The 17,900-nt window shown below is 74.0% G+C and carries 19 protein-coding genes; 7 read left to right on the forward strand and 12 right to left on the reverse strand.

Annotation, left to right across the window (positions count from 1 at the left end):
• Nucleotides 1-144 precede the first annotated feature (144 nt).
• Both greA and KVS67_RS07670 read right to left on the reverse strand, forming a co-directional pair.
• Nucleotides 145-639 (reverse strand): transcription elongation factor GreA, encoded by a 495-nt coding sequence (gene greA, locus KVS67_RS07665; protein WP_060973861.1) that lies wholly within the window; start codon nt 637-639, stop codon nt 145-147.
• A gap of 258 nt (nt 640-897) precedes the next feature.
• Nucleotides 898-1,344, reverse strand: coding sequence for a DUF4307 domain-containing protein (locus tag KVS67_RS07670; RefSeq protein WP_036316331.1), 447 nt, complete (start codon nt 1,342-1,344; stop codon nt 898-900).
• Nucleotides 1,345-1,459: 115 nt separating this feature from the next.
• Here KVS67_RS07670 and mca point away from each other — a divergent pair, with 115 nt between their 5' ends.
• Together mca and KVS67_RS07680 are read left to right on the forward strand one after the other, a co-directional pair.
• Complete coding sequence (gene mca / locus KVS67_RS07675) at nt 1,460-2,452, forward strand: mycothiol conjugate amidase Mca (RefSeq protein ID WP_081097734.1); 993 nt, start codon at nt 1,460-1,462, stop codon at nt 2,450-2,452.
• A gap of 48 nt (nt 2,453-2,500) precedes the next feature.
• Nucleotides 2,501-2,905, forward strand: a complete 405-nt coding sequence (locus KVS67_RS07680; RefSeq protein ID WP_036384966.1) for a hypothetical protein — start codon at nt 2,501-2,503, stop codon at nt 2,903-2,905.
• 156 nt (nt 2,906-3,061) lie between these two features.
• Here KVS67_RS07680 and KVS67_RS07685 read toward each other — a convergent pair whose 3' ends face one another.
• The gene (locus KVS67_RS07685; RefSeq protein WP_134416316.1) at nt 3,062-3,781 is read right to left on the reverse strand and encodes a hemolysin III family protein; all 720 of its coding nucleotides are present in this window, start codon (nt 3,779-3,781) and stop codon (nt 3,062-3,064) included.
• 105 nt (nt 3,782-3,886) lie between these two features.
• On the opposite strand from KVS67_RS07685, the gene KVS67_RS07690 reads away from it, so the two are divergent.
• A complete protein-coding gene (locus KVS67_RS07690) occupies nt 3,887-4,660 on the forward strand; it encodes an isoprenyl transferase (protein ID WP_036339992.1) in 774 nt (257 codons plus the stop codon).
• Here KVS67_RS07690 and KVS67_RS07695 read toward each other — a convergent pair.
• Nucleotides 4,639-5,280 (reverse strand): rhomboid family intramembrane serine protease, encoded by a 642-nt coding sequence (locus KVS67_RS07695; protein ID WP_225348937.1) that lies wholly within the window; start codon nt 5,278-5,280, stop codon nt 4,639-4,641. The genes KVS67_RS07690 and KVS67_RS07695 overlap by 22 nt on opposite strands.
• A 227-nt stretch (nt 5,281-5,507) precedes the next feature.
• On the opposite strand from KVS67_RS07695, the gene KVS67_RS07700 reads away from it, so the two are divergent.
• Complete coding sequence (locus KVS67_RS07700) at nt 5,508-6,956, forward strand: PhoH family protein (RefSeq protein ID WP_061866915.1); 1,449 nt, start codon at nt 5,508-5,510, stop codon at nt 6,954-6,956.
• Nucleotides 6,957-7,299: 343 nt separating this feature from the next.
• Nucleotides 7,300-7,803, forward strand: a complete 504-nt coding sequence (locus KVS67_RS07705; RefSeq protein WP_061866914.1) for an A24 family peptidase — start codon at nt 7,300-7,302, stop codon at nt 7,801-7,803.
• Between the two features lie 90 nt (nt 7,804-7,893).
• Here the strand turns inward: KVS67_RS07705 and KVS67_RS07710 are convergent, their stop codons facing one another.
• The 3 genes from KVS67_RS07710 to KVS67_RS07720 are packed head-to-tail and all read right to left on the reverse strand — an operon-like array spanning nt 7,894 to nt 10,629.
• Nucleotides 7,894-9,315 carry a class II fumarate hydratase gene (locus tag KVS67_RS07710; RefSeq protein WP_061866913.1) on the reverse strand — a complete coding sequence of 474 codons (1,422 nt, stop codon included), beginning with the start codon at nt 9,313-9,315 and terminating at the stop codon, nt 7,894-7,896.
• Nucleotides 9,316-9,370: 55 nt separating this feature from the next.
• Complete coding sequence (locus KVS67_RS07715; RefSeq protein WP_002854504.1) at nt 9,371-10,042, reverse strand: carbonic anhydrase; 672 nt, start codon at nt 10,040-10,042, stop codon at nt 9,371-9,373.
• Nucleotides 10,039-10,629, reverse strand: coding sequence for a DUF4245 domain-containing protein (locus tag KVS67_RS07720; protein ID WP_144862100.1), 591 nt, complete (start codon nt 10,627-10,629; stop codon nt 10,039-10,041). The genes KVS67_RS07715 and KVS67_RS07720 overlap by 4 nt, the downstream gene beginning before the upstream one ends.
• Nucleotides 10,630-10,736: 107 nt before the next feature.
• Between KVS67_RS07720 and glpX the strand changes: the two genes are divergently transcribed.
• The gene (gene glpX, locus KVS67_RS07725) at nt 10,737-11,759 is read left to right on the forward strand and encodes a class II fructose-bisphosphatase (RefSeq protein ID WP_010079310.1); all 1,023 of its coding nucleotides are present in this window, start codon (nt 10,737-10,739) and stop codon (nt 11,757-11,759) included.
• A 23-nt stretch (nt 11,760-11,782) separates the two neighbouring features.
• Here the strand turns inward: glpX and manA are convergent, their stop codons facing one another.
• Genes manA through KVS67_RS07745 form a run of 4 tightly spaced genes read right to left on the reverse strand, consistent with a single transcriptional unit; the run spans nt 11,783 to nt 16,441 of the window.
• Entirely contained in the window at nt 11,783-13,027 is a 1,245-nt protein-coding gene (gene manA, locus KVS67_RS07730) for a mannose-6-phosphate isomerase, class I (RefSeq protein ID WP_166437669.1), read from the reverse strand.
• A 41-nt stretch (nt 13,028-13,068) separates the two neighbouring features.
• Nucleotides 13,069-14,661, reverse strand: coding sequence for an LCP family protein (locus KVS67_RS07735; protein ID WP_336649261.1), 1,593 nt, complete (start codon nt 14,659-14,661; stop codon nt 13,069-13,071).
• Nucleotides 14,662-14,681: 20 nt separating this feature from the next.
• Nucleotides 14,682-15,239 carry a 5-(carboxyamino)imidazole ribonucleotide mutase gene (gene purE / locus KVS67_RS07740; protein WP_166437667.1) on the reverse strand — a complete coding sequence of 186 codons (558 nt, stop codon included), beginning with the start codon at nt 15,237-15,239 and terminating at the stop codon, nt 14,682-14,684.
• The gene (locus KVS67_RS07745) at nt 15,236-16,441 is read right to left on the reverse strand and encodes a 5-(carboxyamino)imidazole ribonucleotide synthase (protein WP_166437666.1); all 1,206 of its coding nucleotides are present in this window, start codon (nt 16,439-16,441) and stop codon (nt 15,236-15,238) included. The genes purE and KVS67_RS07745 overlap by 4 nt, the downstream gene beginning before the upstream one ends.
• A gap of 162 nt (nt 16,442-16,603) precedes the next feature.
• Between KVS67_RS07745 and KVS67_RS07750 the strand changes: the two genes are divergently transcribed.
• On the forward strand, nt 16,604-17,164 hold the full coding sequence (locus KVS67_RS07750) for a GtrA family protein (protein WP_002854495.1): 561 nt from the start codon (nt 16,604-16,606) through the stop codon (nt 17,162-17,164).
• A gap of 27 nt (nt 17,165-17,191) precedes the next feature.
• On the opposite strand, the gene KVS67_RS07755 is transcribed toward KVS67_RS07750, so the two are convergent.
• A complete protein-coding gene (locus KVS67_RS07755) occupies nt 17,192-17,815 on the reverse strand; it encodes a hypothetical protein (protein ID WP_166437665.1) in 624 nt (207 codons plus the stop codon).
• Nucleotides 17,816-17,900: the final 85 nt, after the last annotated feature.

Here is a 17,900-nt window from a genome sequence, read left to right on the forward strand (position 1 = left end):
CCCGCCCCCGGGGGGGAGCGGCGGGTGCCCCTCCCGGGGGGCCGGCGGGGGGCAAGGGTAGCAGGGGGGGCGGGGGGGGCCCGGGGAGGGGCGGCGGCCGCGGCCCCGGGGGGGGCCCGCGCCCGCCGTCGGAGCCGGGCAGGGTCAGCCGGAGTAGGGCTGGACGTCCTTGACCTCGACCTTGATGTCCTTGCCGTTCGGGGCGGTGTAGGAGACCTTGTCGCCCTTCTTGGCGCCGTTGATGGCCTCGCCGAGCGGGGAGCGCTCGGAGTAGACCTCGAGCGACTCGTCGTCCGCGGCGATCTCGCGGTTGCCGAAGAGGAAGGTCATCTCGTCGCCTGCGACGACGGCGGTCACCACGGTGCCCGGGTGCACGGCGCCGTCGTTCTCGGCGGCCTCGCCCACGCGGGCGGTCTCGAGCAGGTGCTTCAGCTCGGCGATGCGGCCCTCGTTCTTCGACTGCTCCTCGCGGGCGGCGTGGTAGCCGCCGTTCTCCTTGAGGTCGCCCTCATCGCGGGCGGCCTCGATGCGCTCGATGATCTCCTGACGGCCGGGACCGGAGATGTACTCGAGCTCCTTGGAGAGGCGATCGTACGCCTCCTGGGTCAGCCACGGGGCGTCGGACTGGCTGGTGGTCATGCTCTGTTCCGCCTTTCTGTCTCGGGTGATGCGGAGTCCGGGGCGCGGCGCACCGTATCCGGTGCGCGATCCGCGTCCGGCGGACGCGCCCGCATGCGAAAGACCCCGCCGACCAGGAGGACGCGCGTGACCCGAGGGCTCCGTGCGACGCCTGCCTGACTCACCGGCGGGGCGGGAATGCTCCGACGAGTCTATCCGGGCGGCGTGCGTCACACCAACGGCGGCCGCTACGCCGAGGGCGGAGCACTCCGGGAGGGCTCAGACCTTGCGGCAGGTCTCGACGATGCCGGAGTCGCCCCGCACCACGGTGCGCACGTCCACGGTGTAGCGCTGCTGCGCGTCCGAGGGGGAGTCCCGCCGGTCGGCCGGCAGGGTCTCCAGGCGGACGGTGCGGAAGCCGACGGGGGCGGCGTGGGAGTCGGTGACGAGCACATCGCACTCGGCCTGCACGCCCTCCGGGACGGAGGCCTGGAAGGTGACGGTCGCGTGGCCGTCGTCCTCGATGGTGAAGCCGACGTCCTTGTACTCGATGGCGCCCACGGACATGTTCAGGCCGATCCACACGGACAGCAGCACGGCCACGACCAGCCCGAGCCCGCCGAGGCCCGCCCACAGCCGACGACGGCCCGGACGCGTGTGGTTCGTGCCGTACCGGTTGGCTAATGTGGGGTCCTGCGCGCGGACCGCGGGGGCGTGGTGAGACATCCCCTCCACCCTAGCCGCTGCCCGCCGCCGGAGGCCGATGACGACGTCGGCCTGGACCCCTCACGCCGCCGCCCCCGCGGCGGCCCCGCCATCCGGACAGGAGTGTGCGATCCCCGTGACCGATCAGACCCCCCAGGCCCAGCCGGCCGCAGGCACCGCCCTGCCGCCCTCCACCGGGCTGCGTCTCATGGCGGTGCACGCCCACCCGGACGACGAGTCCTCGAAGGGGGCCGGCACCATGGCCGCCTACGCGGCGGCCGGGGCCGAGGTCATGGTCGTCACGTGCACCGGCGGCGAGGCCGGCACCCTGCTCAACCCGTCGTTCGGGGACACCACCCGGGCGGACCGGGACATCGCGGCCGTGCGCCGCGAGGAGATGGCGGAGGCCGCGCGCATCCTCGGCATCCGGCACGCCTGGCTCGGCTTCCTCGACTCGGGCCTGCCCGAGGGGGATCCGCTGCCGGCCCTCCCGGCGAACTGCTTCGCCGAGGTCCCGCTCCGGGATGCGGCGGCCCCGCTGATCTCGCTCGTGCGCCGGTTCCGCCCGCACGTGCTCATCTCCTACGACGAGGTCGGCGGCTACCCCCACCCGGACCACCTGCAGGCCCACGCCGTGACGATGGAGGCGTACCGGGCCGCGGGCCTCGCCGACGAGTACCCCGAGGCCGGGCCCGCCTGGGAGGTCTCGAAGGTCTACTACGACTGCGGCTTCAACCCGCGGAAGTTCCGCACGATGGCCGCGGTGGCCGAGGCCGACGGCGAGGACGTGCCGTTCGCCCGACGCCTGATGATGTTCGACGCGATGGACGCGATGCGCGAGGTGCTGCGCCGCCGCGAAGCCGGGGAGGACGTGCCCGACCCGGAGGTCATCCCGCCGTGGGTCACCGCGGACCACGACGTCACCACGCAGGTGGACGTCACCGGCTTCCTCGACGAGCGCGACGCCGCCCTGCGGGCGCATCGCACCCAGATCGACCCCGACGGCATGTTCTTCGACGCGCCCCACGACCTGCAGCGGCGCGCCTGGCCGTGGGAGGACTTCGCGCTGATCGACTCGCGCGTGCCCTCCGAGCTGCCGGAGCACGACCTCTTCGCCGGCCTGCGCTGAGCCGCCCCGGCTCGGGCCGTGCGGCCGGGGCCGGTAGAGTGGGGCGGCGTGACACCCCTGTCTGGCCTTCCCCTCGTCCTCACCGCGCTCGCGGCCGCGAGCCCCGCGCCGGTGCCCGCCGTCCCGGAGCCGACGCTGCGCCCCGGGCTCGAGGAGGCGGAGGTCACCCCCGGCATCGAGGGGTTCCTGTTCACCGCGCTCATGGTGGTCATGGCGATCATCGTCCTCCGCGTCATGGTCCGCTCGGTGCGCCGCGTCCAGCAGCGTTCCCCGGAGGCCGAGGCCATGCTCGTGGAGCGCCATCAGCAGCACCTGCCGGACGAGGTCCGCGCGGGCGGCGAGCACCTGGACGCGGACTCCGAGGACCGGCTGCGCCGCCTGCAGGAGAAGTACCCCGGGTACCTCCAGGAGCCGGCCCCGGAGCCCCAGGCCCCGGACACCGGACGCGACTGACCGTCGTCGGGCCCGTGCACGCCCGAGACTCGACGCCGGAGACTCCACGCCCGAACCCTTGAGGCCCGCAGACGCGCCGCTACGGCATGGACGTAGCGGCGCGTCTGCGGGCCTCGGCGCTGCCCGGCGGGGCGCAGACCCCCGTCCCTGCCGCGCTCAGGCGACGAGGAGCACCGCCCGGTAGATGGCGACGGCGTGGCACACGAAGCCGGCCACCGTGAAGGCGTGGAACAGCTCGTGGAAGCCGAACCACTCGCGGTGGATCGTGGGGGCCTGCAGCGCGTAGCAGACCGCGCCCGTGATGTACGCGATGCCGCCGGCCACGATCAGCCACCCCGCCGCCGCATCCGCGGCGAAGAAGTCGCCCAGGTACAGCAGCGCCGCCAGCCCGAGCACCACGTACACCGGCGTGTAGAGCCAGCGCGGCGCGTCCGTCCACAGCACCCGGAACGCGACGCCGGCCACGGCCCCCACCCACACCAGGGTGAGCAGCACACGCGCCCGGTCCGGAGGCAGCAGGGCCAGGGAGAGCGGCGTGTAGGTGCCGGCGATGACCAGCATGATGTTCGTGTGGTCCAGCCGCTTGAGGACACGGGAGACCACCTCGTTCCACTGCACCAGGTGGTACGTCGCCGAGACCGCGAACAGCAGCAGGCCCGTCACGGCGTAGACCGCGCTGGCCCACCGCAGCGTCGCGGTCGGCGCGAGCACGATGAGCACGATGCCGGCCGCGAGCGTCAGGGGCGCCATGGCCGCGTGGATCCAGCCGCGCAGTCGGGGCTTGTACAGCGGATGGTCGGGGTCGCGGATGCGCTCGATGCGCCAGCGCAGGCGACGGGCGGCGTCGGTCTCGCGGAGGGGTGTCACAGGGTCCATGCCTCCATTGTCGTCGGTCGACCCGGGGCCGGGGCACGGGATGGTCGCTGTGTGCCGCGCGCGTATCCTGGAGGCTCGCAGGACCGTCCGAGAGGGGAGCGCGCCGTGGGTCGACCCGAGGCCTTCTACCGCCTGTACGAGCGGCGGCTGACGCGCGGCCTGGACCCGGAGCGGCTGCCCCGGCACATCGGCGTGCTGGTGGACGGCAACCGTCGCTGGGCCCGCGCGTTCGGAGCGTCCACGCAGCAGGGCCACCAGGCCGGCGCCGAGCGCATCCTCGACTTCATCGGCTGGTGCGACGAGGCCGGGATCCCCGTGGTCACGCTCTACATGCTCTCCACCGAGAACCTGCGGCGCCCGGCGGAGGAGCTCGCCCCGCTCCTGGAGATCATCCAGACGACGGCGGAGCGCCTCGCCCAGCCGGCCGAGGGCCGCGCCCCCGTCTGCGTGCAGCCGGTCGGCGCGGTGGACCTGCTCCCCGAGCCCATGGCGCGACGGCTCGCCGAGGTGGCCGAACAGACCAAGGACCACGACGGCGTGCACGTGAACGTGGCCGTGGGCTACGGGGGCCGCCAGGAGATCCTCGACGCCGTGCGCGAGCTGCTGCGGGACGAGCACGCCCTGGGCCACAGCGCGGCGGAGGTGGCCGAGTCCGTCACCGTCGAGCAGATCGCGGACCGGCTCTACACGCGCGGCCAGCCGGACCCGGACCTGGTCATCCGCACGTCCGGGGAGCAGCGGCTCTCCGGGTTCCTGCTCTGGCAGTCCGCGTACTCGGAGTTCTACTTCTGCGAGGCCATGTGGCCCGCGTTCCGCAAGGTCGACTTCCTGCGTGCCCTGCGCGACTACGGCAGCCGTCAGCGCCGGTTCGGCACCTGACGGTCGGCGCGGCCCCACCACAGGCCCAGCAGCACCCCGACGACGGCCCCGGCCAGGTGGCCGGTCCACGAGATGCCGGGGGCCGGCAGCAGGCCGATCAGGCTCGAGCCCAGGTGCGTGAGCGCGACGAGGACGGAGACGACGACCGCCCCGAACCGCCGCACCGCGATCCCGTAGACGATCAGGAACGCGATCAGCACGTACACGATCCCGGAGGCGCCGATGTGCACGCCCGGGGTGCCGATCACCCAGGTCAGCAGGCCCGAGCCCAGCCAGGCGCAGACGAGCAGGGCCACCGGCCGGCGTGAGACCAGGGCGGCCAGCGGGCCGAGGACGAGCAGCGCCGTCGTGTTGCCGATCAGGTGGGCCCAGCCGGCGTGCAGCACAGGGGAGAACAGGACCCCGTCGAGGCCGGCGAGGCGCCGCGGGATCAGGCCCACGCCGGGGATGATCACCCGGCCGAGGAAGATCAGCACGAACTGCGCGACCCACATGGCCGCGATCAGCATGGCGGTGGGCGCGACGGCGCCCAGCAGGCGGCCGCCGGCGCGCTCGGCCAGGGTCGGGGCGGGGGCCGGGCTGCCCGGCAGATCGGGCAGGCCGGGGGACGGGCGGTGCATGCTCAAGGGCCCTCCTGGGGACGGGGAGCGGGCGGCCGCCGGGACGTCGGCGGCGCGTCTCCAGTGTAGGGAGCGCGGGACGTCGGGGCCGTGGCGGGGCCCGGACGGACCGTCACCGCGACTTCATCCCGGGTTCACCGTGCCGGGCCCCGGTGGACGACGCCGCTTCCTAGCGTGGCCCGTGGGCGGACCCCCGTCCGCACGGTTCACCGGCACAGGAGGCAGACATGGTGGCAGAGCTCGTGGAGCACGCGCAGACCCGGCAGGAGCCGTCGAGCCGGCCGGGCCAGGCGCGTGCCGAGGCGGGGCCGGCGGAGGCGGCCGGCCTGCGGACCTACGTGGTGGACACGTCCGTGCTGCTCTCGGACCCGCGCGCCCTGCTGCACTTCGCCGAGCACGAGGTGGTCCTGCCGCTCGTGGTGGTCTCGGAGCTCGAGGCCAAGCGCGCCGACCCCGACCTCGGCTACTACGCGCGCACGGCGCTGCGCCTGCTCGACGACCTGCGCGGTCGCCACGGCGCGCTGGACCAGCCCGTGCCGATCACCCCCGAGGGCGGCACGCTGCGGATCGAACTGAACCACGTGTCCGTGGACGTGCTGCCCCTGGGCATCCGCGGCACGGACAACGACTCCCGCATCCTCGCCGTCGCGAAGGCGCTCGCGGACGAGGGCGCCACGGTGACGGTCGTGTCCAAGGACCTGCCGATGCGCGTGAAGGCGGCGGCCATGGGCCTCGCCGCGGACGAGTACCGTCACGAGCTCGTGCGTGACTCGGGCTGGCGCGGCACCGTCTCCCTCAGTGTGGCGCAGGAGCGGCTGGACGCGCTCTACGACGACGGCGAGGTCGACCTGGCCGGCATCCCGCTGGGGTCCCTGGCCGGCACGGGCGTCGAGACCGGGCCGGGGGAGGCCCCGGCCGAGGCGGACCGCCTGCCGGTCAACACGGGGCTGGTGCTCACCGCGCCCCGGGGCTCCGGCCTGGCGCGGGTCGGCGAGGGCGGCCGGGCCCGCCTGGTGCGCGGGGACCGCGACGTGTTCGGCCTGCACGGCCGCTCCGCCGAGCAGCGGTTGGCGATCGAGCTGCTGACGGATCCGGGCGTGGGCATCGTCTCCCTCGGTGGCCGCGCGGGCACCGGCAAGTCCGCGCTGGCGCTGTGCGCGGGCCTCGACGCCGTGATGGAGCGCCGCGAGCACCGCAGGGTGGTCGTGTTCCGTCCGCTGTACGCCGTCGGCGGCCAGGACCTGGGCTACCTGCCCGGCTCGGAGGGCGACAAGATGGGCCCGTGGGCGCAGGCCGTGTTCGACACCCTGGGCGCCCTGGTCTCCCCGTCCGTGGTGGACGAGGTGGTGGACCGCGGGATGCTGGAGATCCTGCCGCTGACGCACATCCGCGGCCGTTCGCTGCACGATGCGTGGGTGATCGTGGACGAGGCGCAGTCGCTCGAGCGGAACGTGCTGCTCACGGTGCTGAGCCGGATGGGCCGCAACTCGAAGGTGGTGCTGACCCACGACGTCGCCCAGCGGGACAACCTGCGCGTGGGCCGGCACGACGGCATCGCGGCCGTGGTGGAGCGCCTCAAGGGCCACCCGCTGTTCGGGCATGTGACGCTGACCCGTTCCGAGCGCTCCCCGATCGCCGCACTGGTCACGGACCTGCTGGAGGAGGGCCGGGCCTGAGCCGGGCGGCGGGGTCGGGCATGAAAAAGGGGCCGCTGCCGAAGCAGCGGCCCCCGGCGGGGGTGCTCGGCCCCGCGGAGGGGGGATGGGGGACCGAGGAAGCCCGCCACCATGGCCCCTTGAAACGGGATTGAGGCCATGGGGTCTGTGTGAGCCCCGCACATCCATGAGACGGCCGGAAGCTCGTGACTTCAGAGTAGACCCGCGCGAGGGGTCGTCGCAATGGGCGGCCCCGGTTGCGCTGTCGGCAGAACACCGCGTGGCCGGACCGTGAACGCGAGGTGGCCGGATCGCCCTGTGGACGGCGGCCCGGCGGGCGCGCCGCCCGGCCTAGGCTGGGCGCATGAGCGGGGTGGGGTGGGCGTGGACGCACGGCGCGCCGGCGACGGCGGTGCTGTGGTCCCTGGGGCTGGTGTGGTTCGCGGTGTGCGCGGGCGTGCTCGTGCGCACGGACCTGCGCGAGCATCGGCTGCCGAACCGGTGGACGCTGCGGCTGGCGCTGGGCGGGCTGGCGGCGATGACCGGGGGAGCGCTGCTGGCGGGCCGGGGTGACCTGGCGCTCTGCAGCCTGCTGGGCGGTCTCGGCTACACCGTGGCGATGCTCGCGCTGCACGTGCTCAGCCGCGGTGGCCTCGGGATGGGGGACGTGAAGCTCGCCGGCGGCCTGGGCGTGTACACGGGGGTGCTCGGTCCGACGGCGGTGCTCGCCGCGGGGGTGGGCGCGATCCTGCTCGGCGGAGTGGTGGCCGGGGTGCTGGTGCTCGCGGGCCGGGCGACGGGGCGGACGGCGCTGCCGTTCGGGCCGGCGATGGTGGCGGCGGCCGCCGGAGTGCTGGTGCTGGCGTGAACGACGAGCGGCCGCCCTCCGCACGGGAGGACGGCCGCTCGTCGTCGTGGCCCGGGAGGCGGCGTCGCGCCGCTCACCGGATCCGCCGGATCACTCCGGGTGGGTCATGGACATGGTGTCCAGGGCCTTGTCCAGCTGCTCCTCGGTGACCTCGCCGCGCTCGACGTAGCCGAGGTCCACGACGGCCTCGCGCACGGTCATCTTGTTCGCGACGGAGTGCTTGGCGATCTTGGCGGCGGCCTCGTAGCCGATCACCTTGTTCAGCGGGGTCACGATGGACGGCGAGGCGCCGGCGAGGAAGGCGCAGCGCTCCTCGTTGGCCTCGATGCCGTCGATCATCTTGTCCGCCATGACGCGCGTCGTGTTGGCCAGCAGGCGGATGGACTCGAGCAGGTTGGCGGCCATCACGGGGATGCCCACGTTGAGCTCGAACGCGCCGTTGGTGGAGGACAGGGCGACGGTGGTGTCGTTGCCGATCACCTGGGCGCACACCATGATCGCGGCCTCGCAGATCACGGGGTTGACCTTGCCCGGCATGATCGAGGAGCCCGGCTGCAGGTCCGGGAGGGCGATCTCGCCGAGGCCGGTGTTCGGGCCGGAGCCCATCCAGCGCAGGTCGTTGTTGATCTTCATGATCGAGAACGCGATGTTCCGCAGCTGGCCGGAGGCCTCCACGAGGCCGTCACGGTTGGCCTGGGCCTCGAAGTGGTTGCGGGCCTCGGTCAGCGGCAGACCGGTCTCCTCGGCGAGCAGCTCGATCACGCGGGCGGAGAAGCCCTTCGGGGTGTTGATGCCGGTGCCCACGGCGGTGCCGCCGAGCGGGACCTCGGCCACGCGGGGCAGCGCGGACTGGATGCGCTCGATGCCGTAGCGGACCTGCGCGGCGTAGCCGCCGAACTCCTGGCCCAGGGTCACCGGGGTGGCGTCCATGAGGTGGGTGCGGCCGGACTTCACGATGCCGGCGAAGTCCTCCGCCTTCTTCTCGAGGGAGGCGGCCAGGTGGTCCAGCGCCGGGACGAGGTCGTTCACGAGGGCGGCGGTGACGGCCACGTGCACGGAGGTCGGGAACACGTCGTTCGAGGACTGGGAGGCGTTGACGTGGTCGTTGGGGTGCACCTCGTCCTCGGAGCCGGCCTCCTTCAGGGCGCGGGTGGCGAGGGTGGCGAGCACCTCGTTGGTGTTCATGTTCGAGGAGGTGCCGGAGCCGGTCTGGAACACGTCGATCGGGTACTGGTCGTCGTGGTCGCCGGCGATGACCTGGTCCGCGGCGGCCACGATGGCGTCCGCGCGCTCCTGCGAGATGATGCCCAGCTCGGCGTTCGCCTTGGCCGCGGCCTTCTTGACCTGCGCGAGGGCGTGGATGTGGGCGGGCTCGAGGCCCTTGCCGGAGATCGGGAAGTTCTCCACGGCGCGCTGGGTCTGTGCACGGTAGAGCGCGTTCACCGGCACCTTCACCTCGCCCATGGTGTCGTGCTCGATGCGGAACTGCTGATCGGTGTTCTCTGCGGTCATGGTCACATCCTAGGACGGCGCGGGCGCCCGGTGCCGCACCGGACGCCCGGCGTCGTCAGACCGCCAGGTCGCCGTGCACGCGGCCCGGTCGCGCGGTGCCCTCGGACAGCGAGTAGGTGAGCCCGACGACGGCGGTGCGCCCCGACTCGACGGCCGCGCGGACGGACTGCGAGGTCTCCAGGAGGTGGTCGCAGGTCTGGTCCACGTGCTCGGCCACGAACTCGTCGACCTCCTCCAGCCCGCGGCGACGCCCGGCCAGCACGGACGGGATGATGCGCTCCACGAGGGGGCGCACGAAGCCGCGCGGCATGGTGCCGGAGATGTAGGACTCGACCGTCGCCGTGACGGCGCCGCACGAGTTGTGGCCCAGGACGATGACGAGCGGGATCTCCAGCACGTCCACGCCGTACTCGATGGAGCCCAGCACGGCGTCGTCGATCACGTGGCCGGCCGTGCGCACCACGAACACGTCGCCGAGGCCCAGGTCGAAGATGATCTCGGCCGCCAGGCGCGAGTCGGCGCAGCCGAAGATCACGGCGACCGGGGCCTGACCGGCGGTCAGGTCGCTGCGCCGCTCGGCGTTCTGGTTCGGGTGGCTCGGCTCGCCCGCCACGAAGCGGCGGTTGCCCTCGGCGAGGACCTCCCACGCCTCAGCGGGCGTGAGGTCGGAGGTGGGGACGACGACGTCCGGGGCCGGCGTCGTCTCGGGGCGGGTGTGGGGGGTCATCGGGTCTCCTTCGCGACGCCGTGCGCCAGGTCTTCGAGGACGGCGCGGTCGCCGGTGGTGGTCAGCACCACGGTGCTGCCGTCCACCTCCGCCACGAGCCGTCGCTCCGGTTTCTTCGGATCGGCGTGGAGGTCCCACGCGATCCCGTCGATCTCGATCGTCTCCGACGTCGGGACCTGGTCCACCCGCAGGCTCACCCAGGTGGGGTCGACGTCCTCGGCCTGCTGCAGGCCCGCGAACACCGTGTCCGTGACCACCCAGCCGACGTCCCACGTGGAGACGCCGTCCAGCTTCTGCAGGCGGGCGTAGTTGGCGTACCAGGACTCCGGCACCTCGGGCGCCAGGGCCGGCAGGTCGCCGTCGTCGTGGGGGACCGTGGCGGCCTCGGCGGCGACGTCGACGCGGTCCTCGCGGGGCCGCTGCGGCGGCTCCGGGTTGAGCAGGAGGACCACGGCCACGATCGCCAGCAGCGCCACCAGGGAGAGCACCATGGCCATCCACGGCTGCCGGGCCCGCTGCGCCTGCTTGGCGGTCAGGACGGGGCGGGGGGCGGGGGAGTGGGGGTCGGCGGAGCTCACGGTCAGCATTGTGCCACCCGCGGGAGGCCGCCCCCGTAGGATGAGGACCGGGGCAGAGCCGCCCTCACGCCCCGTCCCGTGCGGACGGAGCGCCGCGAGCAAGGATCGGAGCAGCGATGACCAGCGCGTCCTCGGAGAAGACCGGCTACGAGAACCACGTCCCGGACCGCAACCTGGCCATGGAGCTGGTGCGAGTGACCGAGGCGGCGGCCATCGCCGCGAGCCCCTGGGTGGGCTACGGGGACAAGAACAAGGCGGACGGCGCCGCGGTGGACGCGATGCGCGCGTTCATGGACACCGTGGCCATGGACGGCACCGTGGTGATCGGCGAGGGCGAGAAGGACGAGGCCCCCATGCTGTTCAACGGCGAGCAGGTCGGCGACGGCTCCGGCGCCGCCGTGGACGTGGCCGTGGACCCGATCGACGGCACCCGCCTGACCGCCATGGGCTACAACAACGCGCTCTCCGTCTTCGCGGTGGCCGAGCGCGGCACCATGTTCGACCCGTCGGCCGTGTTCTACATGGACAAGCTCGTGGTGGGCCCCGAGGCCGCCGACTTCGTGGACATGCGCCTGCCGGTGAAGCAGAACGTGAACCTCGTGGCCAAGGCCCTGGACAAGCCCGTCTCCCAGGTGACCGTGTGCGTGCTGGACCGCCCCCGCCACGAGGGCCTGGTCAAGGAGATCCGCCAGGCCGGCGCCCGGGTGAAGTTCATCCTGGACGGCGACGTCGCCGGCGCCATCGCCGCCGCCCGCCCGGGCACCGGCGTGGACATGATGATGGGCATCGGCGGCACCCCCGAGGGCATCGTCACCGCGTGCGCGATCAAGGCCACCGGCGGCATCATCCAGGGTCGCCTGGCCCCCACCGACGACGCCGAGAAGCAGAAGGCCCTCGACGCCGGCCTCGACCTCGACGCGGTGCTGACCACGAACGAGCTGGTCACCTCCGACCACTGCTACTTCGCGGCCACCGGCATCACCGACGGCGACCTGCTGCGCGGTGTGCGCTTCGCCGACGGCCGCGTGCACACGCAGTCCATCGTGATGCGCTCGTCGTCCGGCACGGTCCGCACCGTGGACGCCGAGCACGACGTGAAGAAGTGGTCCAAGTGGCTGGGGGACCGCGACGCCCGCTGAGCCTGCGGGCCGGTCTGCCGGGCTCAGCCCCGCGGCAGGCCGGCCACGTGCACCGTCGCCGGGGCGCCGGCCGCGGCGCGGACGGCCAGCGGGCCGGACGCCGTCTCCGCGGCGGGCAGGAACACGGCCTCGCCCGGGCCCAGCTCGATCTCCTGGCCGGCCAGGGCCAGGCGCGCCGTGCCGCGGGTGACCACCGCGATCCCGGGCCCGTGCACGTCGAGTCCGTGGACGGCGTCGTCCTCGAGCGTGGCCTGGAGCAGCTCGAACTCCTCGAACGGCGGGCGGAAGGCCACCACGGAGTCGGCCACGCGCTCGGGCTCGGTGGAGGGCACCGGCAGCGCCTCGAAGGTGACCACGCGGCGCAGCTCGGGCACGTCCACGTGCTTCGGGGTGAGCCCGCCGCGCAGCACGTTGTCCGAGGCCGCCATGACCTCCACGCCCAGCCCGTGCAGGTACGCGTGCACGTTGCCGGCGGGCAGATGGATGGCCTGACCCGGGGCCAGGTCCACGCGGTTGAGCAGGATGGCCACCACCACGCCGGGGTCGTCCGGGTGGTGCTGGGCGACCTCGAGGGCCGTGGCCAGCGAGGGGTCGCGCTCGGCCAGGTCCGGCGCGGCCCGCAGCACGTCCACGACCTGCGCGACGGCGCCGGGGGAGCCCCACACGGAGTCCGGGTCGAGGATCGAGGTGAACGCGTCCTCGAGGTCCCCGGCGGCGAGGGTCTGGCTGATCCGGGCGGCGGCGACGGCGACGGCGGACGTGTCCCCGTCCGCCCGCTCCGTGAGGGCGCGGGCCAGGGCCTCGAAGCTGTCCGAGGAGACCTCGGGGGAGCGGAAGCCGCACATCGCCGCGAAGGGGGTCAGGGCGAGCAGCATCTCCGGCTTGTGGTTCGCATCCTTGTAGTTGCGCTCCGGGGCGTCGGCCGGCACGCCGGCCGCCTCCTCCGCGGCGTGGCCCGCGCGGGCCTGCTCCAGGGTGGGGTGCGCCTGGATGGACAGCGGGGCGCCCGCGGCGAGCAGCTTCATGAGGAAGGGCAGACGGCCCTCCGGTGCGGCGGGCCCGAGGCAGTGCTCGGGGTCCCCGGCCACCACCTCGTCCAGGCCGACGTGGGCGCCGTCCGCCACGACGGCGACGCACGGGGCGCCCGGATGGTCGCCCAGCCACAGCTCGGCCTCGGGGCGGCCGGTGGGCTCGCGTCCCTGCAGGTCGGCGAGGAGCGTGGGGGAGCCCCAGGCGTAGTCACGGATCACGGGCTTCAGGACGTGCATGCGCCCAGCCTAGGTCAGCCCGTCGGCCCGCGCGTCGCGCCTCACGGGGCGGGGACGCACAGCCCGTTCGTCGAGGACGCGTGGTTCAGCACGTCCTCCTGGCCCAGGTCCTCGGCCGTCATCAGGTCCTCGGCGGTGAAGGGCTCGCCGTCGGAGCGGGTCGGCGGGGCCGGCCACGTGGCCGGGTCGTCCTCGTCGACGTCGGGGGCCTCCGTCTCCTGCGCGACGACGGCCAGCACGGTGAGCAGCGGCGTCGCCGAGACCCCGGTCGGCTCCGATCCGGCGGTTGCGGACTCATCGGCCAGCATCTCGTCCACGCGGCGGTGGACGAGGTCGTAGTCGGGGTAGGTGGTGAAGTGGGTGCCCGTGTCGCCGAAGTCGGGCGGGCCGATGGTCAGCCGCCGCATCTTCTGGCCGCGCGAGCGCTCGGCGAGGTCCGCGAACGTGCCGAGCTGGGACTGCGGCAGGTCGGTGGTCACGATCTGCTCGCCCGCCGCGAGGATCCCCTCGAAGCGGGTGAGCACGGTGGCGGGGCTGAACTGCTCCAGCATCGCCGCCTGCATGCACTGCTGCCGGCGGATGCGGGCGTAGTCGGTGGACCAGTGCCGGGAGCGGGCGAAGGCGAGCGCGTCGTCGCCGTTGAAGTGGTGGGTGCCCGGCTCCCACCAGATGTTGCCCCAGGCGCCGTCGGGCCGGACGCCGCGGTGCACCACGTAGCCGCCGCTGACGACGTCCACCCCGCCCATGGCGTCGATCAGCTGGGCGAAGCCGCCCATGTCCATGAGGGCGTAGCCGGAGACGTCCAGGCCGAGGATGCCGCCGGCGGCGTCCTTCATGGCCTCGGCGCCGGGGTGTTCGGCGTCCGGGTAGAGGTCTGCGTGATGCTCCTCCACGTCCGTGTAGAGGGCGTTGAGGATGCACTCGTCGCCGCAGTCGAAGCCGTTCGGGTACACGTCCCACAGCGGGGAGCCCTCGACGAACGGCGCGTTCTGGAGGTTGCGGGGCAGGGAGAACATCACGATGGCGCCGGTGCGGGCGTCCACGGAGACCACGTGCATGGAGTCCGGGCGCAGCCCCTGGCGGCCCTCGCCGGCGTCCGCGCCCAGGACCAGGATGTTGTAGCGGCCCTCGGCCTCCGGGACGGCCGGCCCCTCCTGGAAGACCTCGCCGAGCGCCCCGCGGCTCGTGTTCGCCGCCCAGCCGCCGTAGAGCAGGGCGCCGCTGGTGAGCACGAGCGCGAGCGCGGTGACCGCCGCCGTGATCTTCCGCGCGCCGGGGGCGAGCAGGTGCGGCCGGATCAGCCGGAACGTGTCCACCCACAGCACCGCCCAGCCCACCGCCAGCGCCGCCAGGACCACCGCCAGCCCGAGCAGCACGCCGTCCCGGGCCATGAGCGAGATCAGGCTCGCGCGGGAGACCAGCCACCACAGCAGCCCGACGATCAGCACGGCCCACACGGTGACGGTGACCCGCAGCGCCACGCGGCCGAGCCGGCGGCTGCCGGCGACGAGCTGGGCGCCGCCGGGGACCAGCAGGGTCAGGGCGGTGAGGATCAGCGCCCGGCGGGTGCGCTCGGTGGGGGAGGCGACGCGCGGATCCCGGAGCGGGTCGGGCTGCGCGTGACCGGCGGGCACGGATCCGGTGGCGGGCGACATCAGCGGTCGGCGGCCATCCGCTCGCGCAGGCGGGCCCCCTTGGCCTGGGCCTGGGCGTTGAGCTCGTCGGCGTGCTCGGCGAGGGCGGCGCGCAGGCGGTCGCCCTCCGCGGTGTCGGCCGAGGCGAGGATGCGGGCGGCCAGCAGGCCGGCGTTGCGGGCGCCGTCGATGGAGACGGTGGCCACCGGCACGCCGGCGGGCATCTGGACGATCGAGAGCAGGGAGTCCATCCCGTCCAGGCTCTTGAGCTTCACGGGCACGCCGATCACGGGCAGGGGGGTGACGGCGGCGAGCATCCCGGGCAGGTGCGCCGCGCCGCCCGCGCCGGCCACGATCACGCGGATGCCGCGCTCGTGCGCGCGGGCGCCGAACTCCACCATCTCGTGGGGCATGCGGTGCGCGGAGACCACGCCGACCTCGACGGGCACGTCGAGCTCGCGCAGGGCCTCGGCGGCCGCGCTCATCACGGGCCAGTCGGAGTCGGAGCCCATCACGACGGAGACGACCGGGGCGTCGTCCTGCAGGGGCTGGGCGGGGGTCTGGGGCGTGGCGGTCATGGGCGGGCCTCCGTCTCGGTGCCGGTGGTGGGGGCGTCGTCGCGCAGGAGTGCGGCGGCGGACTCGGCGGTCCGCACGGCCTCCTCGAGGCTGAGGCCGTGGTCCGCGACGACGTTGACGTGACCGACCTTGCGGCCCGGGCGCACGTCCTTGCCGTAGAGGTGGACCTTGGCCTGCGGGTGGGCGGCGAGGGCCACGACGCTGCCGGCGTGCAGGTCCTCGCGGGCGCCGCCGAGGACGTTCTTCATCACGACGCCGGCCCCGCGGGGGGTCGTCTCGCCCAGCGGCAGGTCGAGCACGGCGCGGACGTGCTGCTCGAACTGGCCGGTGACGGCGCCGTCCATGGACCAGTGGCCGGAGTTGTGGGGGCGCATGGCCAGCTCGTTCACCTGGAAGCCCGGGCCGACCCCCGGCGTCTCGAACAGCTCGACCGCGAGCATGCCGGTGACGTCCAGCTCCTCGGCGAGGCGGACGGCCGCGGCGGTCGCGGCCGCGGCGACGGCCGGGTCGAGGTCCTGGGCCGGGGCGACCACGAGGTCGCACACGCCGGCCACCTGGACCGAGTCGACGACGGGGTAGACGGCCACCTCACCGGAGGGGGTGCGCGCCACCTGCGCGGAGAGCTCACGGGAGAAGGGGACGAGGGCCTCGGCCAGCAGCGGGGCGATGCCGGCGCCGAGCCACGCGGCCAGGGTGCCGTCCGCGGCGGAGGTGCGGGCGTCGTCGGCGTCGTCGAGCTTGAGCACGCCCTTGCCGTCGTAGCCGCCGCGGGCGGTCTTGAGGATCATGGGCCAGCCGTGCTCGTCGCCGAAGGCGAGGACGGCCTCGAGGTCGTCGACCGGCGCCCACGCCGGGTTCGGCAGGCCCAGCCGCTCGACGGCGGCGCGCATGACCAGCTTGTCCTGGGCGTGCTGCAGCGCCTCGGGGCCGGGGCGCACGGCGACGCCGGCCTCCTGCAGGGCCCGCAGGTGCTCGGTGGGCACGTGCTCGTGGTCGAAGGTGACCACGTCCACCGTGGCCGCGAACGCGCGCAGGTCCGCCAGGTCCGCGTGGTCGCCGACCACGTGGGGGGCGACCTGGGCCGCTGACGCGTCCGGGGCCTCCGCGAGCACGCGGAAGGGCACGCCGAGCTCCGCGGCCGCGCCCGCCATCATGCGGGCCAGCTGCCCGCCACCGATCACACCGAGTCGAGGGGAAGTCACCCGCACAGGGTAGTCGGACCGGCTGAGAACTCCGTCACGGAGGGGCGGCCGACGCCGGATCCGAGGAGGTCGCGCGCCGGGGGCGCGGCTACAGTGTTCCCCAGCCCTGCGCGGGTCCGGCCCGCGTGCACACCCCCGTCCCGAACCGAGGAGTCCACGCCCATGCTGTCCGATCTCTGGGGCCGCCTGACCGGGATGGCCTCCCTGCTGTGGCGGGAGGTGGCCAAGTTCGGCACCGTCGGTGCGGCCGCGTTCGTGGTGGACTCGCTCGTCTTCTGGTGGATGATGACCGGCCCGCTCGAGGGGTCCAACGTCAAGGCCAAGATCGTGGGCGGCGTCGTCGCCACCCTGTTCAGCTGGGTCGCCAACCGCTACTGGACGTTCCGGGACAAGCGCTCCTCGAACAAGACGCGCGAGCTCGTGATGTTCCTGATCATGAACGCGATCGGGCTGGGCATCCAGGCCGGCTGCGTGGCGATCGCGCAGTACCTGCTGGGCGTGACCGACCCGACCGGCCTGTTCATCGCCGGCAACGTGATCGGCCTGTTCTTCGGCACCGTGTTCCGCTACTTCGCCTACCGGTTCTGGGTGTTCAAGGAGAAGCTGGACGTGGAGCCCGGCTTCGCCAACGACCTCGCGATCATCACCGGCCAGATGCCCGTGCTGCGCGAGGACCAGCTGCGTCCGCGCGGCCGGCACCGTACCCCCGACGCCGGGGTCTGAGCGCCCCGGCCTGACCCCGCCGCCCCGTCAGGGGCGCACGGTCACCGCCCGACCCGCGTCCCACGCCTCCAGCGCGGCCCGCACTCCCGCCCACGTCAGGCGGGGGCGCGGGCCGTCGTCGTCCGGGGCGACGTCGGCCCCGGCCGGGATCGACGCGGGCCGCACGTGGTCCACGGGGCCGGGCAGGGCATCCGGCTGGGCGCGGATCTCGGCGGCCACGTCCACGATGGCCGGGTCGGCGGTCGGGCCGTCGAACTCGGGCTCGAGGCCGCGCGGCAGGGCCACGGCGAACACGGTCACGGACGGGTCCGGCCACGCCTCCGGCCGATCCGTGAGGACGGCGGCGGGGGAGTCACCCTCGAGGGCGGGCTCGGCCTCGGCGCAGAGCACGCCGAGGGCGAGGGCGTGGGACAGCCAGTGGACGGGCAGGTCCAGGGCGACGGCGTCACCCGCGCCGATGCCCTCGGCGCCGAGCAGGCCCGCGAACTTGGCGGCCCAGTTCACGGTCACGCGGCCCGAGAGCTCGATGCGCTGGTCCACCGCGCCGGGCTCGTCCGGGGCCCCGGGCTCCTGGACGAGCGCGGGCCGCGGGGAGGAGGCGAGGCGGAGCACGAGGGGGCCGGTGGACCGGGGTGCGGAGAGGGAGACCATGGGCCCAGTGTGGCACCCGTTCGGTTTGACTCGGCATGAATCACACCGCTGTAATGAACCCGGGCCAACGGTTCCGCCAGGAGGG

The sequence above is a fragment of the Micrococcus sp. GbtcB5 genome (genome assembly GCF_019091605.1).
GTDB lineage: Bacteria > Actinomycetota > Actinomycetes > Actinomycetales > Micrococcaceae > Micrococcus > Micrococcus luteus.

Coding starts and splice junctions, on each gene's coding strand:
- KVS67_RS07750 (WP_002854495.1), top strand. CDS start 16,604: ATGCTGTCCGATCTCTGGGGCCGCCTGACCGGGATGGCCTCCCTGCTG.
- KVS67_RS07670 (WP_036316331.1), bottom strand. CDS start 1,344: ATGTCTCACCACGCCCCCGCGGTCCGCGCGCAGGACCCCACATTAGCC.
- KVS67_RS07705 (WP_061866914.1), top strand. CDS start 7,300: ATGAGCGGGGTGGGGTGGGCGTGGACGCACGGCGCGCCGGCGACGGCG.
- KVS67_RS07755 (WP_166437665.1), bottom strand. CDS start 17,815: ATGGTCTCCCTCTCCGCACCCCGGTCCACCGGCCCCCTCGTGCTCCGC.
- KVS67_RS07710 (WP_061866913.1), bottom strand. CDS start 9,315: ATGACCGCAGAGAACACCGATCAGCAGTTCCGCATCGAGCACGACACC.
- manA (WP_166437669.1), bottom strand. CDS start 13,027: ATGCACGTCCTGAAGCCCGTGATCCGTGACTACGCCTGGGGCTCCCCC.
- KVS67_RS07695 (WP_225348937.1), bottom strand. CDS start 5,280: ATGCACCGCCCGTCCCCCGGCCTGCCCGATCTGCCGGGCAGCCCGGCC.
- greA (WP_060973861.1), bottom strand. CDS start 639: ATGACCACCAGCCAGTCCGACGCCCCGTGGCTGACCCAGGAGGCGTAC.
- KVS67_RS07715 (WP_002854504.1), bottom strand. CDS start 10,042: ATGACCCCCCACACCCGCCCCGAGACGACGCCGGCCCCGGACGTCGTC.
- purE (WP_166437667.1), bottom strand. CDS start 15,239: ATGACCGCCACGCCCCAGACCCCCGCCCAGCCCCTGCAGGACGACGCC.
- KVS67_RS07685 (WP_134416316.1), bottom strand. CDS start 3,781: ATGGACCCTGTGACACCCCTCCGCGAGACCGACGCCGCCCGTCGCCTG.
- KVS67_RS07720 (WP_144862100.1), bottom strand. CDS start 10,629: ATGCTGACCGTGAGCTCCGCCGACCCCCACTCCCCCGCCCCCCGCCCC.
- KVS67_RS07700 (WP_061866915.1), top strand. CDS start 5,508: ATGGTGGCAGAGCTCGTGGAGCACGCGCAGACCCGGCAGGAGCCGTCG.
- glpX (WP_010079310.1), top strand. CDS start 10,737: ATGACCAGCGCGTCCTCGGAGAAGACCGGCTACGAGAACCACGTCCCG.